We start from the raw sequence: 15718 nt of genomic DNA on the forward strand, positions 1-15718 counted from the left end.
GCCACAGCCGGGGACTGGCCCTGCGCCCGCATGGCACCTGTCAGGGGCTTGGGACGTTTCTCGATGGCCATCAGGTGCGCTCCAGGTAGCCGTGCGAGAGCCAGGCCGGCTCGCGGTCCGGGTCGATCGTGAGGCCGTCGGACCACGTCAGCCGGTAAGGCAGCTCGGGCCGCAGGTCCACGGTCGTCAGGTCGGCGAGCACGCGACGCGCCGAGGGCCAGTCGGAGCCCAGCACGTCGGCGAGGGCCACCCGCGAAGCGTCACCCAGCAGCGACTCCGCCACCTCGCGCAGCCGCTCCATGGCGGCGCTGGGCGAGGAGTCGAGGGAGGAGTCCGGCCCGGCGTCGGGGAGGTGGGAGCGTGGGGGAGTGGGCTGGGCGGGGGCGGGGCGCGGGGCCTCGTCCACGGCGCGGGCGATGGCAGCCGGGTCGTGCCACGGCGCGGGCGCGTCGAACACGAACCCGTCGAGCACGGCCGCCAGCCGCTCCCGGGACGCGGTCTGCGCGAACGTGCGCCACGTCTCCGTGGGCAGCAACGTCAGGTTGCGCGTGGTGCCCGCCGAGTCGGCCAGGCGACCGGCGGCGCGGCGCGAGGCGTCGCTGTAGGCGTAGATCGCCGCCCGCAGGTCGGTGCAGACGCGGTCGAGCTCCGGCCACCGGGTCAGGATGGTGCCGTGCAGGCCCTGGGCGCGGCGGGCGATCTCCTCGGTGCCCCACAGCTTGGGCGCCTGCTCGCGCAGCTCCTCGATCGTGCCCGTGGTGAGCGTGATCAGCTCCAGCGCCCAGAGCCGGAACGCCCGCGCCAGGTTGACCGCGCTCTGCCTGGCCTCCTCCATCGTGGTGCGCGGATCGGCGACGTTGAGGTCTTCGAGCGCCAGCAGCCGGTGCATCTCCGACTGGCCGCCGTCGGACATCATCCGCCTGATGAACATCAGCCCGACGACACTGGTGAACGAGGCCCGGTAACGCAGCTGGTTGGGCTTGGGGAACACCTCGCGGACGGCCCCCAGCCCCTTGAGCACCCGCAGTCGGTTGTCGAACTGGTCGGCCGGATATGCCCGGCACGCGAAACGCATCTGCTCGTGCGTCAGCCACTCCTCGCCCGCCTCCGCGAACGCCGAGAACAGCGTCTCGGCGATGTCGACCAGGGCCGGGTCGTCGACCACCGCGCCGCTGTCGCGCGCCAGCGCGGCGAACATGCGGCGGTAGGTCGACAGGACCGCCTCGTCGGTGAGGACGGCGTCGAGGGTCAGGGGCTGTTCGGACACGGGCACTAAGGTACGGCTTCGCACCGACAGTCTCGGCACGCCACAGCAACCCCAAGTGCGCTACCAGCGAGTACGCACGCGCAAGAAACCACTGAACGCTAATGTGATGCCCGCGGACAGCAACATCGCCTTCCAGTGTGCCTTCCGCGTGGTGTGGTGCGCCAAGCACCGCAGGCGGGTGCTGGGGGCGGATCGAGGTGCGGCTGGAAGAGCTGATCCGCGAGGTGATCGAGGAGAATTGGGGCCTGGCTGGTGGAGATGGAGGTCATGATCGCGGATGCTGATCGGACGTAAGTATCGCCTGGACCTCACCTCCGGCCAGGCGGAGTTCGCCGAGCGGATCGGCGGCGCCTGCCGCAGTGTGTGGAACACCGCCCTGGAGCAGCGCCGCGCCTACCGCCGCCGGGAGGCGTGGATCGGCTACCACGAACAAGCCCGCCAACTCGCTGAGGCCAAGGGCGAGTTCGCGTGGCTGGCAGAGGTGCCCGGCCACTGCCTTCAGCAGACGCTCATCGACCTGAACCAGGCGTGTTCCCGGCACGGGACCTGGAGGGTCCGCTGGAAATCCAAGGCCAGGACGCGGCCGTCGTTCCGGTTCCCCGAGGGCGCCAAGATCGCCATCGAGCGGCTCAACCGGCGCTGGGCACGGGCGAAACTACCCAAGCTCGGCTGGGTCCGCTTCCGCATCACCCGCCCGCTCGGCGGGACGGTCAAGAACGCCACCGTCAGCCGGGACGGCTGCGTGATCACTGTCAATCCGGCCTACACGAGTCAGACGTGTAACGTGTGCACGGTGGTGGATCGGAAGTCCCGCGGGAGCCAAGCGGTCTTCCGGTGTACCTTGTGCGGTCACACCGATCACGCCGACGTGAACGCCGCCAAGAACATCCTCACCGCCGGGAGGGCGGAGTTTGTGCAGCCCAGACCGGGTGTACGAGCTGGGGCGCGCAAACCACGCAACGGCGTGGGCCGGAAGGCCAACCGCCAAGCAACAGCAGCCCAGGCCACCGCGCAGACGGAGCCCGACCTGGCTGAAATCCCCGACTTCAGTCGCGGGGAGCACTTCAAGATTCCCGCATGAGAAGCGTCGAGGCCCAGCTCCTGCACCGCCCGCCGGGCCTGGCGGCAGGCGAGCTCGTCAGGCGGCTGGGTGCGATGCAGGCCCAGGACGTCCCCGCGGCCCTGCTCGCCTTCCGCGCCCGCTCCGCCACCCTCACCAGACAGGACGTCGAGGCAGCCTGGCACGCACGCGAGATCGTCAGGACCTGGGGCCCGCGCGGCACGCTCCACTTCGTCCACGCCGACGACCTCCCCTGGCTGCACGCCCTCACCCGCTCCGCCACGAACACCCTGCGCCGCCTCCGGGAGGAGGGCGTCACCGGCGACGACCTGCCCGCGCTCATCGGCCGCGCCCTCGAGGGCCAGGGCCCGCTCACCAAGGCCGAGCTGGAGGAGCGCCTGGCGGGACGGGCTCGCGGCCAGGGCGTCGTGCACCTGGTGGCGCTGGCCGCCTACCACGGCCTGGCCGTGCTGGGCCCGCTCCGGGCGGGCAAGCCCACGTACGTGCACGCCGCCGACTGGCTGGGCGCCCCGATCATCCCCGAGCCCGACCGCGACCGCGCGCTCAAGGAGCTGGCCACCCGCTACCGCCGTGCCCACCACCCCGCCGGGCCCGAGGACCTGGCCGCCTGGTCGGGCCTGCCGCTGGGCGAGGCCCGCACCGCCTGGAGCCTCGGCGCCGCCGGCCCGCCGCCCGCCGAGGAGGAGCCCGTGGTACGCCTGGCGCCCGCCTTCGACGAATACCTGATGGGCTGGCGCAGCCGCGACCCGATCCTGGTGGCCGAGCACGCGAGGAAGGTGTTCCCGGGCGGAGGCATCCTGCGGCCCGTCGTGCTGGTGGGCGGCGTGATCAGGGGCGTGTGGGGGCGGAAGGGCACGCAGGTGAGCGTCCAGCCGTTCGACGAGCTTCCCGGCGGCCTCCTCGACGGCGAGGTCGCCGACGTCCGCCGCTTCCTGAGCTGACCGCGGCGCCGGGGTCGGGCGACACCCCACCGTCCACACCCCGGACGGCCCCGTCACGCTTCATCCCTGGTACAACCAGTCGACGTAGGCGTAGCTGGACATGTCCCTGGTGCGGAACAGCTCGTTGCGCAGCACCCTCGCCACGCCGTCCACATGCCAGATGTCGCCCCACAGCCGCGCCGTCGTCTGCACGCGCGCCGTCCGGGGCGCGCGGATCTCCTGGTACGCCGCCAGCGCCTGGTCCCAGTCGCCGCCCGCCGACTGCTCGGCCAGCTCGTGGGCGTCCTCGATGGCCTGGCACGCGCCCTGGGCCAGGTACTGGAGCATGGGGTGCGCGGCGTCCCCCAGCAGGGCGAGCCTGCCCCGCACCCAGGTGCCGATCGGCCGGCGGTCGAGCATGGGCCAGTGGCGGTCGCGCCACAGGTAGGGCAGCCCCTTGAGGATCTCGTCGCAGGAGCCGTCGAAGGCCGGCTCCAGCTCGCCGGGACCGCGGAACACGGCGACCTGGTTCAGCAGCTCGCCGCCGCGGAGGGCGTACTGGACGAAGTGGCGGTCGGGGCCCAGGTACGCGATCACCTCGGAGGTATCGAAGCCATCCGGTATCGGACACGTACCTCTATAAGCGACAAATCCGGAATCGTGGGGTTGGTCCGCTGAGAGCTGCGCCCGCAACGCTGATTGCAGGCCGTCCGCCGCGACCACCACACTGCTCTCGTGCACCGAGCCGTCCGCGCAGTACGCCCTGGCCCGTTCGGCGTCCACCCGCTCGACGTGCTGCCCGTTCAGCAGCTCCACGCCTGCTTTCTCGCAGGCGCGGAGGAGGATGGCGTGCAGGTCGCTGCGGTGCGCCACCACGTACGGGGCCCCGTAGCGGCGCCGGAACTCCTCACCCAGGTCGAGACGGGTGAGCTCCTCGCCGGTCAGCGCGTCGCGGAAGACCAGCCGCCGGGGGAGCACGCCCGCCTCGATCACCTGGCCGAGCAGGCCCCAGCGGTCGAGCACGCGGGTGGCGTTGGGGCCGAGCTGCAACCCGGCGCCCACCTCCGCGAACTCGGCCGACCGCTCCAGCACCCTGACCGCCCGCCCGGCCCTGGCCTGCGCGAAGGCGGCGGCGAGCCCGCCGATGCCGCCTCCGACCACGATCACCTCGGTCACGACATTCCTTCCTCAGAGCCAGCGCCCGATGGCCGGGGCGCCTGGGCTGGGCGCGGGGCCTCGCCCGGTGACCCAGGCGGCCAGCTCGGCGGCGGTGCCCCGCACCTCCCGCAGCTCCTCGGCCGTCTCCTTCACCAGGCTCTCCAGCTCGGCGGCGTCAAGCCGGGCGGCCAGGTCGTCGATCTCGGCGTCCCGGGCCGCCGGCGAGTCGTACATCGGCCGCTCCTCACCCGTACGCGCCCAATGCACGAGCCTGCCCAGAGCGCGGGCGTTCGCGGCGACGTGCGCCGCCACGTGCCGTCCCGTCCACCCGGGCAGCCGGCTCTCCCGCCCGAGGTCGCTCCGGCGCAGGCGGGCCTCGAAATACGCGGTGCCGGAGTCCATCCAGCCCAGGTCAGCCATCGCGGCGCGCCACGTTCACCAGCTCGCCGACCCCCGCGATGCGGGTCACGACCTTGCTGCCGTCGGCGAGGTACCGAGGGGGCTTGCGGGCGTGCCCGACCCCGCCGGGCGTGCCGGTGGCGATGACGTCGCCGGGCCTCAGCGTGAGGATCTCCGACACGTACGAGATGAGCCGTGCCGGGTCGAAGACCAGGTCGGACGTGTCCGCCTCCTGCATCACCTCGCCGTCCACCTCGCACCGCACGGCCATCGACCTGCCCTCCAGCTCGTCGGGCGTGACGAGGAACGGGCCGAACGGCGTGCTGGCCTCGAAGGTCTTGCCCTGGAGCCACTGCAGCGTGCGGTTCTGGTAGTCGCGGGCCGTCACGTCGTTGATCACGGAGTAGCCCGCGATGGCGGCCGTCGCCTGTTCGGGGGACACGTTCCTGGCCTCCGTACCGATGATCATCGCCAGCTCGGCCTCCCAGTCCACAGCCTGGGAGACGGCCGGCAGGGCGATGTCGTCGTACGGGCCGATGAGCGCCTCGGCGAACTTGGCGAACAGCGTCGGATACTCCGGCAGCTCGCGGCCCATCTCCAGGACGTGGTTGCGGTAGTTGAGCCCGACGCAGATGATCTTCCCGGGTAGGGGGACGACGGGGGCGAGGCCGGCCGTGGACAGCGGATGCCTGGGCCCGTCCGCGGCGGCCGCGACGTCCCGCCAGCCCGGGTCGGCCAGCAGCGCCCCCACGTCGGGCGCCACGATCTCCACGGCCTGGTCGCCGTCGATCCTGGCAGCGGTCGTACGGCCGGGCAGCCGCAAAGTCGCGAGCTTCACGCGAGCTCCTCCCGGTACTGGTGCAGCCCTTCGAACACGGGCGTGTCGGCGAAACGGAACAGGTCGAAGCGGGTCTCCGCGCGGAACGACCACGCGCACCACGACGGCACCACGACGAGGTCGCCCCGCGACAGCCGCCGCTCCTCGCCGTCGAGCGTCACGAATCCCTCGCCGTCGAACACCTGGTACACCGACGAGCCCACCTCCCTCCGCGCTGCCGTCGCGGTCCCCGGTCGCAGCCGGTGGAACTCGGCCCTGATCGTCGGCATGACGTCGCCGCCGGTGGTGGGGTTCGTGTAGCGGACGGCGGCGTGGCCGGGCTCGACGGTCCCCGGGTGGCCCTCGTCCTCCAGCGCGAGCTGCTCGTCCAGCGCGCGATCGGTGTGCTCCCAGCGGTACGCGGCGATCGGCGAGCTGGGCGCGGCCCCGGGCGCCGACACGGGACGCAGCCCCGGATGCGCCCACAGCCGTTCTGAACGCGACACGCTCGGCGTGGTCACGTCGGTCACCTGGTCGGGGCCGAACTCGAAGAACGAGGTGTCGGTGTAGTGCACGAGCGGGATGTCCAGCCCGTCGATCCAGGCCATCGGGGCGTCGGTGGTGTTGTGGTGCCCGTGGAAGTGCCAGCCGGGCGTCAGCAGGAAGTCGCCGCGCCGCATGGCGACCGGGTCGCCGTTCACGACGGTCCAGACGCCCTCGCCCTCGACGACGAAGCGGAAGGCGTTCTGGGTGTGGCGGTGCTCGGGGGCGACCTCGCGCGGGCCCAGGTACTGGATGGCCGCCCAGAGCGTCGGAGTCGCGTACGGCAGCCCGCCCAGGCCGGGGTTGGCCAGCGCGATCGCCCGCCGCTCACCGCCCCGCCCGACGGGCACCAGCTCGCCGGCCCGCTCGGCCAGCGGGTGGAGCGTCTTCCACTCCCACACGTGCGGCCTGGCCTTCGGCTTCGGATGCATGGGCATCAGGTCGCCGACCTGCGTCCACAGCGGTATGAGATTTTCCGCCGCGAAGTCGGCGTAGAGCCTCTCCTCTGGGTTCATGGTGCCCACGCTAGAAGCTCGTTCCGCGTACTGCACTAGCGTTCTGCTATGAAGAACAAGCCGGCGTACGCCCTGGGCTCGGTCGACAACGTGCTGCTGCTCCTGCACATGCTGCGCGACCAGGGACGGCTCAAGGTCACCGATGTCGCCAGGGAGCTGGGCATCGCCCGGTCGACCGCCCACCGCCTGCTGGCCATGCTGGTCTATCGCGACTTCGCCGTACAGGACGAGCACCACACATACCTGCCGGGGCCGTTCCTCACCTCGACGCAGGCCACTCCCGGCGGCACGGGTCTGCGCGAGCTGCGCGCCCGGGTCAGGCCCGCGATGGAGGGGCTGTGCGCGCGGGCAGCGGAGACCGTGAACCTCATGGTCAGGGTCGGCACGGAGGTGCGCTTCCTGGACAGCGTGGAGTCGTCGCAGATCCTGCACGTGGGCGACCGGCGGGGCACGATCCTGCCGGCGCGGCTGGCGTCCGGCGGCAAGGTCCTGCTCGCGACGCTGACCCCCGACCAGCTCTGGGACCTCTACCCGGACCTCGCCGACGCGGAGCGCGCGGCGCTGGCACGCGAGCTCGACGAGGTCCGGGTGCGCGGATTCGCCCTGAACATCGATGGGACCGAGCAGGGCGTCTCGGCCATCGGCGCCGCCCTGCGCAACGGGAGCGGATCGGCGGTGGCGGCGCTGTCGATCTCGGCGCCGTCCGCGCGCTTCGGGACGGACCGCGTGGCGGCGTTCGCGAAGGAGCTGTGCCGCGCGGTCGCCGAGGCGGAACAGGCCCTTGCCGGCTTCCCCGATTAGCGCATTGTCATGTAACCCCCTTGGGGTTACAGTAGGGGCATGCCGAAGATCAACGTATATCTGCCGGATGAGCTCGCGGAGGCCGTCAAGCAGGCCGGCGTGCCGGTGTCGGCGGTCTGCCAGCGAGCACTGGAGCAGGCGGTGCGCCGGGTGACCGCCATCAGGGAGACCGTCCTGGCCGATCTCGACCTGGAGGAGCCGACGGGGGCGCTGACCCACCTGACGGCGAGAACGCGTACCGTGCTCAAGCTCGCCGCCGACCAGGCCCGCGCGGAGGGGGCCGCGAGCGTCGGCACCGAGCACCTGCTCAGCGGCATGCTGAGCGAGGGCAGCAACCTGGCGCTGCGCGTCCTGCACGCCATGGAGATCGACCCCCAGCAGGTCGAACGCGACCTCGCCCACCGCCACCAGCCCGCGGCGGGCACGGAGGCGCCTCGAAGCTTCAGCGGCCCCGCGGCCAACGCGCTCGAGTTCGCCGTCACCGAGGCCACCTCGCTGGGTCACAACTACGTCGGTTGCGAGCACCTCCTGCTGGGCCTGGTCGCCGAGCCGGACGGGACCGCCGGTCAGGTCCTGCGCGCGCTGGGCGCCGAGCCCAGGCTCACCCGCCGCGCGGTGGTCGCGGCCCTGGCGGGCTATGTCCACCTGCGCGCGCAGACCCAGGAGGGCGGGCCCGCGACCCAGAGCGGCGATCAGCTGGCGGCGCTGGCCACCGTGATCAAGGGCGAGCTGCAGTCGATCGCGCAGCGCCTGGAACGCCTGGAACAGCACGTCGGCCTGGACGCCTGAGGACCTTCAGTGAAAGCCACCGGCCGCGCGCTCGCGGCCCTTCGCATCGCCCTCGCGGCGCTGATCGTGACGGGCCTCGTGATCGCGGCTTTGTGGTGACCGGTTTTCGAAACACGTGCGAACAGAGAGTCATCGAGTGGTAACTTTTCGCACATGCCTTCCTCGCAGCACGAGGTGCTCCACCGCATATTCCGCGACAAACCGGAGCTCTATGCCCGTGCCTTCAAAATGCTCAACATCGACTTCCCGACGCCCAGGGAAGTCGCCGTCGTCGATACCGACCTGACGGAGCTAAAGCCGATCGAGCGGCGCGCCGACACGGTGATGATGTTCACGTCCCTAGGGGGTCGCAAGCACGTCGTCATCAGCGAGTCGCAGTCACAGAGAGATGACGACAAGATCTCCGCGTGGGCCTACTACATCAGCTACGCGCATGCGAAGTTCGAATGTCCGGTGACGCTCATGGTCATCTGTCAGGACGTGGCCACGGCCAGATGGGCCCGCGAGCCGAAGCCGATCGGCCTGGCCGGTCATCCCTCTCTGGTCGTGCACCCCATCGCGCTCGGTCCCGACATCGTGCCCGCGATCACTGATACCGCCGAGGCGTGCACGGACGCGGTGCTCGCCATGTACTCGGCCCTGACACACGCGCGATCTCCCAAGGTCGGTGCCATACTGAAAGCCCTGGACGTCGCGCTGGCCACGATCGACACCGACACCGCCAAGTACATCGCCGAGCAAACGGAAATAGGTCTCGGGGACACCCGCGCCCGACAGATCTGGAGGCGTCTGATGACGATGCAGAACTACCGCTTCAAGTCCGAGTTCGCCGAGATGCTCCGAGATGAGGGGCGCATCCAGGGGCGGGCCGAGGGCGAAGCGAAGCTAGTGCTCAAGGCCCTGGAGGAGCGTGGCGTACCTGTCACGAAGTCAGCTCGGGAGCGGATTCTCGCGTGCAGGGATCTCGCCCTCCTTGATGCGTGGTTCGTTCGGTCCCTCAAGGTCACCGCCGCCGAGGAGATCTTCGACGGAGACGTCTGATGACGATGCAGAACTACCGCTTCAAGTCCGAGTTCGCCGAGATGCTCAGAGACGAGGGGCGGGCCCAGGGCGAGGCGAAGCTAGTGCTCAAGGCCCTGGAGGAGCGTGGCGTACCTGTCACGAAGTCAGCGCGGGAGCGGATTCTCGCGTGCAGGGATCTCGCCCTCCTTGATGCGTGGTTCGTTCGGTCCCTCAAGGTCACCGCCGCCGAGGAGCTCTTCGCCTGATCTCGACCCGGCGTCAGAGCCAGTTCCGCCTCTTGAAGACCACATAAAGGGTCAAGCAAACGGCCGCCATCAGCACGATCGCGAACGGGTAACCAAAAGCCCAGTGCGTTTCCGGCATGAAGTCGAAGTTCATCCCGTAAATGGTCCCGACCAGGGTCGGTGCGAAGAGAATGGCGGCCCAGGCGGAGATCTTCTTGACCTCCTCGCCCTGCTGGATGCTCGCCTCGGTCATCCGGGCCATCTCCGCGTTCTGCGCCTGTGTCACCAGCGTCGAGTTGATGACCAGGATGTTCTGCAGCATCGTCCGGAAGGAGGAGATCCGCTCCGCCACGGTGATCGCGTGGTCGGCCACGTCACGCAGGTAGCTCTGCAGCTCGTCGTTGACGCCGTACTTGGCCGCCCCCGCGATGAGTCCGTGGAGCATGCCCACGAGCGGCGCCGTGGCGCGCTGGAACTCGATCACCTCGCCGGACAGCTCGTAGACGCGCCGCGACACCGAGGGGTCGCCGCCGAAGACCTGGACCTCGATCTCCTCGATGTCCTTCTGCAGCCCGGCGACCACCGGCGCGTAGCCGTCGACCACCGCGTCGAGGATGGCGTAGAGCACGGCCTGCGGGCCCTGCTGGAGCAGCTCGGGGTCCGACTCCATGCGCTTGCGGACGGCCTGCAGGTCGGGCGCCTCCGCGTGGCGGACGGTGATCACGAAGTTGGGTCCGACGAAGACGTGCACCTCCCCGAAGGCGACCTCCTCGACGTCGTCCAGGTAGCGGGCGGCCCGCAGCACCACGAAGAGCGTGTCGCCGTAGCGGTCGGCCTTGGGGCGCTGGGAGCCGACGATCGCGTCCTCCAGCGCCAGCTCGTGCAGCTCGAACTCCTCGCCGAGCTTGACCAGCTCCCACTCCTTCGGCCGGTAGAGGCCGATCCAGGCCATGCTGTCCGGCATCTGCTTGAGCCGCTCGAAGGCGTCGCCGAGCGAGCCGGGGTTGTCGACGCGCTGGCCGTTCAGGTAGATCGCGTTGTCGATGACGGTCGGCCGGTACGGCCGCTCCTCCGCGGCGCGCGGGTCCATCGAATGCTCGGGCGCCTCCTCGCGTACGTCACCGCTGCGCCTGAACCCCTTCACCCTGGCCATGCCTGCCCTACTCCCTGGAACTACGAGAGCTCGTCGAGTCGTTGTGCGGCGCGGTCTCTGATGGTCTTGCGCCACATCGGCGTCCACCCGAACAGCAGCCCGTGCGGCCTGCCGAGCGCCATCTTCGACCAGCGCCTGAAGTCGAATTCGTCGTGATGACGGACGATCAGATCGTCCTCGAACCTGAACAGCGCGTCGATCTCGTTCACGACCTCGCGCCCTGTGCTGGAGAACGTGTACCGCGCCGTCCGGTGCGCCGCCCCGGTATGGTCGTCGGCCGTCACGTCACGATATGCGGACTTCACCCCGTCGCGCACGCCGAGCTGTAGCCGCCACATCCTCATCACCCTGTCGCGCCCCTCGACCTCCTGGAAGATCGGATCGCCGAAGCTGACGTCAGGGTGATAGCAGCGCTCCATGGCCGCGAGGTCCGCGCGGTCCAGAGCGTCGAAGAGAGCGCCGATGAGCGCCACGTGCCGATCGTTCACCTTCCTATCAGATCACGGCCGCGCCGTTGTCCCAGCAGACGGCCCGCAGCCAGTCATCGCCCAGCTCCAGCCGGGCGAGGGCGTCCAGTTGATGGGAGTAGGGGTACGGAATTGTCGGAAAGTCAGTGCCGAGCACCACTTTCCCGGAAAGGCCCAGATCAAGCAACGCCGGCCGCAACCGCGCGGGGAACGGCATGCCCGACTCGGCGAAGTCGGTGAAGGCCATCGTGGTGTCCAGCGCGACCCGTTCGTAGCGCGCGGCCAGCTCGAAGAACGGGTCGTACTCCGGCATCCCCAGATGCGCGATCACCACCCGCAGCCGCGGATGCCTGCGCAGCACCTCGCCGATCGGCTCCGCCCCGATGTGTCCGCCGGGCACGGGCACCGAGCTGGCATGCGTCACCACCGGCACGTCCGCGTCCGCCAGCAGCCCCCAGACCTCGTCCAGCTCGGCGGCTCGCGGGTCGAACGCGCCGACCTGCAGGTGCACCTTGAAGATCCTCGCGCCGCCCTCCAGCGCCCGGCGCACGTACTCCACGACCCCAGGCTCGGGGTAGAAAGTCGCCGAAGGGAGGCATTCAGGTGTGCGGCTGGCGAAATCCAGCGTCCAGGCGTTGAGGTCGGCCGCCATGTCCGGCTTGTGCGCGTAGGCGAGGGCGGGGAACCTCCGTACGCCCATCGCCCGCAGCCGCTAGACCCGCTCCTCCACCGGCCACTCGTACTCGATCTTCCAGCCGTTCCCCATCAGCGGGCCACCGTGCCTGAAGTGGTGCCACACGCGGCGCTCCATCCGCTCCGGCAGGAAGTGCACGTGCAGGTCGATCAGTCCGGGCAGACCCAGCCCCCGCCACCAGTCCGGCACCCGCGCGTCAGAATGTTGTTCTGTGGCCACGGACGAGACTTTACCTGGATAGGGTTTGTCTTCGATGGAACAGCTCTGGGCCCACCTGATCAAGGTTCAGCCTGACCCCGACCCCTGGGTCGTGGGGGTCTCGGCTCTGGCCGCGCTCGTGCTCGTCGGCTTCCGCATGCCCTGGCAGGTGTCCAGAGGCCTGATCACGATCGCACACGAGGGTGGCCACGCGCTGATGGCGCTGGTCACCCGGCGCAAGCTCGAAGGCATCCGCCTCCACTCCGACACCTCGGGCGTGACGCTGACCAGGGGCAGGCCCACCGGGCCCGGCATGGTGCTGACCGCGCTCGCCGGTTACGTCGCGCCCCCGCTGCTGGGGCTGGCCGCCGCCTGGCTGACCGAGATGGGGCACATCACGCTGCTGATCTGGGGCGTGCTGCTGTTCCTGGTCTGCATGCTGCTGCTGATCCGCAACCTGTACGGCGCGCTGATCCTGCTGGCCACCGGCGGCGCCGTCTTCGCCCTGATCATGTACGCGCCGGCCGAGGTCCAGCAGGTCGTCGCCCTGGTCGCGGTCTGGTTCCTGCTGTTCGGCGGGATCAGGCCGATCATCGAGTTACAGCGCAAGCGGCGCAGGCGGCAGGCGCGGGACTCCGACGCGGACCAGCTGGCCAGGCTGACGTTCCTCCCCGGCGGGTTCTACGTGTTCTTCTTCCTGCTGGTATCGGTCGTGTCCGCGGCCTTCGGGGCGTACCTCATGAATCCTCTCTAACCTCGAAAATACGCACTAAACTCGCCTGCAACAGGGGGAGTGCCGTGCTGCCAGTCGAGGACGCGCCCGGCTACCGGATACTCGATCAGGCGGGCCAGGGCGGGTTCGCCGTCGTGTACCGCGCCTACCAGGAGCGCCTCGACCGGGTCGTGGCGCTCAAGGTGCTGTCCGTCGACCGGGTCGACCAGCGCACGATGCGCAGGTTCCAGCGCGAGCTGCAGCTCACGGGCCGCCTCACCGGCCACCCGAACGTCGTGACCGTCTTCGACACCGGCGTGACGCGCTCCGGCAAGCCGTACATCGCGATGGACTTCTTCGAGAACGGCTCGCTGCGCGACAAGGTCCGCAAGGAGGGGCCGCTGCCGGTCCCCGACGTGCTGCGGGCCGGGGTGAAGCTGGCCGGGGCGCTGGCCGCCGTACACGAGGCCGGGGTCCTGCACGGCGACATCAAGCCCTGGACCCGCGCACCGGCTACTGCTTCCTGGTGGGCGTCCCGCTCCAGATCTCGGAGAGCTCCACGGTCGCGTGGTCCAAGCCGGCGTGCGTCCGCGGAGCCGTGGCCCGCTCAACCCAGTAGCTTGCGCGCCGCCTGCTCGATCTCGTCCTCCGACAGCAGCACGTGATCGGCCGCCTTGCCGAGGGGGATGAAGCTGTCGGCCGAGGTCACCCGGCCGATCTTGCCGGTGAACCCGGCGTCGACCAGCTCCGCCACGACCGCCTCGGACACGCTGCCGGTGTGCCGGGTCTCGTCGGCGATCAGCACGTTGCCGGTCAGCTCGGCCGCCCGCAGCAGGTCCTCCTTCGGCAGCGGCGCCAGCCAGCGCAGGTCGAGGACGCGGCATCCGACGTTCTCCTGGGTCAGCCGCACGGCGGCCCGCAGGCTCATCCGCACGCCGTTGCCGAACGTCACGATCGTCAGATCGCGCCCGTCGCCGTAGGAGCGCGCCCGCCCGATGGGCACGTGCGTCTCCGCCCAGCGCCCGGGCGGCGGATAGGGCGCGAGCCAGCCGCCGTCGCCCTCCTCGAACAGGTCACGCGTGTGGTAGAGCGCGATCGGCTCCAGGAACACGCACACCGAGCCGCACGTGCGGGCCGCCGCCAGGCAGGTGCGCAGCATGGCCGCGGCGTCGTCGGGACGCGCGGGCGAGGCGATGACCAGGCCGGGGATGTCGCGCAGCGCGGCCACCGCGTTGTCGTTGTGGAAGTGCCCGCCGAAGCCCTTCTGGTAGGCGTACGCGGCCACCCGCACCACCATCGGGTTGGTGTACGAGCCGCGCGAGAAGAACGACAGCGTGGACGCCTCGCCGCGGATCTGGTCGAGCGCGTTGTGCAGGTAGGCCAGATATTGGATCTCGGGCACGGGCAGCAGCCCCGACACGCCTGAGCCGAGCGCCAGTCCCAGGATCGCCTGCTCGTCGAGCAACGTGTCGAACACCTGCCCGGCGCCGAACCTCTTCTGCAGCCCCCTGGTCACGCCGTAGACGCCGCCCTTCTTGGCGACGTCCTCGCCGAACACCGTCATCTCCGGGTAGACGGCCAGCGCGTCGGCGAGCGTGCGGTTGACGGCCTGCGAGAGCGTCATCGGCTTGTCGTGCTCGGGCAGCGCGCCGGCGAAGGCCTTCTCCCTGGCCGCGGTCGTGGCCGCCATCGGGCTGATCTTCGCGATCAGCTCGGGCTTGCGCGGCGCGAGCGGCTCCATGATCTCCTTGGCGGAGCCGAGCCGCGGGCTGCGCGTCGTCTCGAGCGCGATCCGCAGCACGTGCTCGCGCTGCGACTCGTACGCGCTGAGCAGCTCTTCCGGCGTGCTCAGCCCGGCCTGCACGAGCAGCGCCGCCGTGCGGACCAGCGGGTCGCGCTCGAGGTCGGCCCTGATCTCCCGCTGGGTGCGGTAGGCCTGCTCGACGTCGGACCCGGCGTGCCCCATGAGCCGCACGGTGGACAGGTGGAGGAACGCGGGGGAGCGGTGCTCGCGTACGTGCTGGACCGCGCGGACGGCGGCGTCGTACGCCTCGGCCAGGTCGCAGCCGTCGGCGGCGAAGTATTCGATGCCGGGGCGCCGCGCGGCCGACTCCACCCAGCCCTTGGGCGTGCGGACGCTGATGCCGATGCCGTTGTCCTCGCACACGAACAGGATCGGCAGCGGCTGCCCCTGGTAGGTGGCGTAGGAGGCGGTGTTGAGGCCGCTGAGGGCGCTCGCGTGGTTGATCGAGGCGTCGCCGAAGCTGCACACCGTGACCGCCTCATCCGCTTGCCACGCGCTCGGCGCGCCGAGCGCCTTGGCCCGCTCGATGGCGAACGCCACGCCCACCGCCCTCGGCAGGTGGCTGGCGATCGTCGAGGTCTGGGGGATGACGGCCAGCTCGGGATGGCCGAACACCTTGTGCCTGCCCCCCGCGATCGGCTCGTCGGCCGCCGCGGTCAGGCCCATCAGCACGTCGCGGAGCCCCTGCTCGGGCAGCCGGCCGGCCTGCTCGGACCTGGTCAGGTAGAACGCGCCCGAGCGGTAGTGGAGCAGGGCCGGATCGGTGGGCCGCAGGGCGGCGGCGACGGCCGCGTTGCCCTCGTGACCGGCCGAGCCGATCGTGTAGAAGCCCTCGTCCCGTTCGCGCAGCCAGCGGGCCGCGATGTCCAGCAGGCGGCTGTCGAGCTGGCGTTGGAACAGCCGCACGCACTGCTCGCCGGTCAGGGAGGTGCCCTCGCGGACCGGCCGCCCCGGATCTCGTGCGGGGCCCGCCTTCAGCGTCGCAACCGCCTGGATGAAATGAGTCTCAACTGTGTCCCGCGCCACACCACCGATTATGTCCTCGTTCGGCGCTGACGTCTGCTGGACGCCGCCCACATCTTGTGGACCGGTCCTATTGGGCATGATCTATAACGTTTTGTCACATTCCCAAACTTTTGGGCTGATGCGCACG

18 protein-coding genes and 1 pseudogene are annotated in these 15718 nt (G+C 70.4%); 9 read left to right on the plus strand and 10 right to left on the minus strand.

The features are described 5' to 3' along the window. Window positions 1-70 precede the first annotated feature (70 nt). A complete protein-coding gene (locus ACIBVN_RS00070; RefSeq protein WP_397130926.1) occupies window positions 71-1267 on the minus strand; it encodes a hypothetical protein in 1197 nt (398 codons plus the stop codon). Window positions 1268-1373: 106 nt separating this feature from the next. Here ACIBVN_RS00070 and ACIBVN_RS00075 point away from each other — a divergent pair. The 3 genes and pseudogenes from ACIBVN_RS00075 to ACIBVN_RS00085 form a co-directional block, all read left to right on the plus strand. Then, window positions 1374-1537 (plus strand): annotated as a pseudogene (locus ACIBVN_RS00075) (transposase); the annotation flags it as partial. A gap of 7 nt (window positions 1538-1544) precedes the next feature. Then, the gene (locus tag ACIBVN_RS00080) at window positions 1545-2348 is read left to right on the plus strand and encodes an RNA-guided endonuclease InsQ/TnpB family protein (RefSeq protein WP_397130928.1); all 804 of its coding nucleotides are present in this window, start codon (window positions 1545-1547) and stop codon (window positions 2346-2348) included. Further along, window positions 2345-3289, plus strand: a complete 945-nt coding sequence (locus tag ACIBVN_RS00085; RefSeq protein ID WP_397130930.1) for a winged helix DNA-binding domain-containing protein — start codon at window positions 2345-2347, stop codon at window positions 3287-3289. Before ACIBVN_RS00080 ends, ACIBVN_RS00085 begins: the two co-directional genes overlap by 4 nt. Window positions 3290-3349: 60 nt before the next feature. Here the strand turns inward: ACIBVN_RS00085 and ACIBVN_RS00090 are convergent, their stop codons facing one another. The 4 genes from ACIBVN_RS00090 to ACIBVN_RS00105 are packed head-to-tail and all read right to left on the minus strand — an operon-like array spanning window position 3350 to window position 6700. Then, on the minus strand, window positions 3350-4444 hold the full coding sequence (locus ACIBVN_RS00090; protein WP_397130932.1) for an FAD-dependent monooxygenase: 1095 nt from the start codon (window positions 4442-4444) through the stop codon (window positions 3350-3352). Between the two features lie 12 nt (window positions 4445-4456). Beyond that, window positions 4457-4846, minus strand: a complete 390-nt coding sequence (locus tag ACIBVN_RS00095; RefSeq protein ID WP_397130934.1) for a maleylpyruvate isomerase N-terminal domain-containing protein — start codon at window positions 4844-4846, stop codon at window positions 4457-4459. Continuing rightward, window positions 4839-5663 carry a fumarylacetoacetate hydrolase family protein gene (locus tag ACIBVN_RS00100; protein WP_397130936.1) on the minus strand — a complete coding sequence of 275 codons (825 nt, stop codon included), beginning with the start codon at window positions 5661-5663 and terminating at the stop codon, window positions 4839-4841. The genes ACIBVN_RS00095 and ACIBVN_RS00100 overlap by 8 nt, the downstream gene beginning before the upstream one ends. Further along, the gene (locus ACIBVN_RS00105) at window positions 5660-6700 is read right to left on the minus strand and encodes a cupin domain-containing protein (protein WP_397130938.1); all 1041 of its coding nucleotides are present in this window, start codon (window positions 6698-6700) and stop codon (window positions 5660-5662) included. Before ACIBVN_RS00105 ends, ACIBVN_RS00100 begins: the two co-directional genes overlap by 4 nt. Window positions 6701-6748: 48 nt before the next feature. On the opposite strand from ACIBVN_RS00105, the gene ACIBVN_RS00110 reads away from it, so the two are divergent. From ACIBVN_RS00110 to ACIBVN_RS00125, 4 genes are all read left to right on the plus strand, one after another. Continuing rightward, the gene (locus tag ACIBVN_RS00110) at window positions 6749-7501 is read left to right on the plus strand and encodes an IclR family transcriptional regulator (protein ID WP_397130940.1); all 753 of its coding nucleotides are present in this window, start codon (window positions 6749-6751) and stop codon (window positions 7499-7501) included. A 39-nt stretch (window positions 7502-7540) separates the two neighbouring features. Further along, window positions 7541-8290 (plus strand): Clp protease N-terminal domain-containing protein, encoded by a 750-nt coding sequence (locus tag ACIBVN_RS00115; protein ID WP_397130942.1) that lies wholly within the window; start codon window positions 7541-7543, stop codon window positions 8288-8290. A 153-nt stretch (window positions 8291-8443) separates the two neighbouring features. Beyond that, a complete protein-coding gene (locus ACIBVN_RS00120) occupies window positions 8444-9331 on the plus strand; it encodes a hypothetical protein (RefSeq protein WP_397130944.1) in 888 nt (295 codons plus the stop codon). Continuing rightward, window positions 9331-9558: a hypothetical protein gene (locus ACIBVN_RS00125; protein WP_397130946.1), complete on the plus strand. Its 228-nt coding sequence runs from the start codon at window positions 9331-9333 to the stop codon at window positions 9556-9558. The genes ACIBVN_RS00120 and ACIBVN_RS00125 overlap by 1 nt, the downstream gene beginning before the upstream one ends. A gap of 13 nt (window positions 9559-9571) precedes the next feature. Here the strand turns inward: ACIBVN_RS00125 and corA are convergent, their stop codons facing one another. From corA to ACIBVN_RS00145, 4 genes are read right to left on the minus strand one after another with little or no spacing between them, the layout of a single operon-like run. Beyond that, window positions 9572-10690: a magnesium/cobalt transporter CorA gene (corA, locus tag ACIBVN_RS00130; RefSeq protein WP_397130948.1), complete on the minus strand. Its 1119-nt coding sequence runs from the start codon at window positions 10688-10690 to the stop codon at window positions 9572-9574. 20 nt (window positions 10691-10710) lie between these two features. Further along, window positions 10711-11178: a nuclear transport factor 2 family protein gene (locus tag ACIBVN_RS00135; protein WP_397130950.1), complete on the minus strand. Its 468-nt coding sequence runs from the start codon at window positions 11176-11178 to the stop codon at window positions 10711-10713. Between the two features lie 7 nt (window positions 11179-11185). Then, window positions 11186-11857 carry an amidohydrolase family protein gene (locus tag ACIBVN_RS00140; RefSeq protein ID WP_397130952.1) on the minus strand — a complete coding sequence of 224 codons (672 nt, stop codon included), beginning with the start codon at window positions 11855-11857 and terminating at the stop codon, window positions 11186-11188. Window positions 11858-11869: 12 nt separating this feature from the next. Beyond that, window positions 11870-12070, minus strand: a complete 201-nt coding sequence (locus ACIBVN_RS00145; RefSeq protein ID WP_397130954.1) for a hypothetical protein — start codon at window positions 12068-12070, stop codon at window positions 11870-11872. Window positions 12071-12104: 34 nt separating this feature from the next. On the opposite strand from ACIBVN_RS00145, the gene ACIBVN_RS00150 reads away from it, so the two are divergent. Further along, window positions 12105-12803: a M50 family metallopeptidase gene (locus ACIBVN_RS00150; protein WP_397130956.1), complete on the plus strand. Its 699-nt coding sequence runs from the start codon at window positions 12105-12107 to the stop codon at window positions 12801-12803. A 44-nt stretch (window positions 12804-12847) separates the two neighbouring features. After that, window positions 12848-13426 (plus strand): serine/threonine-protein kinase, encoded by a 579-nt coding sequence (locus ACIBVN_RS00155; RefSeq protein WP_397130958.1) that lies wholly within the window; start codon window positions 12848-12850, stop codon window positions 13424-13426. Here the strand turns inward: ACIBVN_RS00155 and ACIBVN_RS00160 are convergent. Continuing rightward, window positions 13369-15591 (minus strand): thiamine pyrophosphate-dependent enzyme, encoded by a 2223-nt coding sequence (locus tag ACIBVN_RS00160; protein WP_397130960.1) that lies wholly within the window; start codon window positions 15589-15591, stop codon window positions 13369-13371. The genes ACIBVN_RS00155 and ACIBVN_RS00160 overlap by 58 nt on opposite strands. Between the last annotated feature and the right edge of the window lie 127 nt (window positions 15592-15718).

This window comes from Nonomuraea sp. NPDC049400 (assembly GCF_044466425.1).
Classification (GTDB): domain Bacteria; phylum Actinomycetota; class Actinomycetes; order Streptosporangiales; family Streptosporangiaceae; genus Nonomuraea.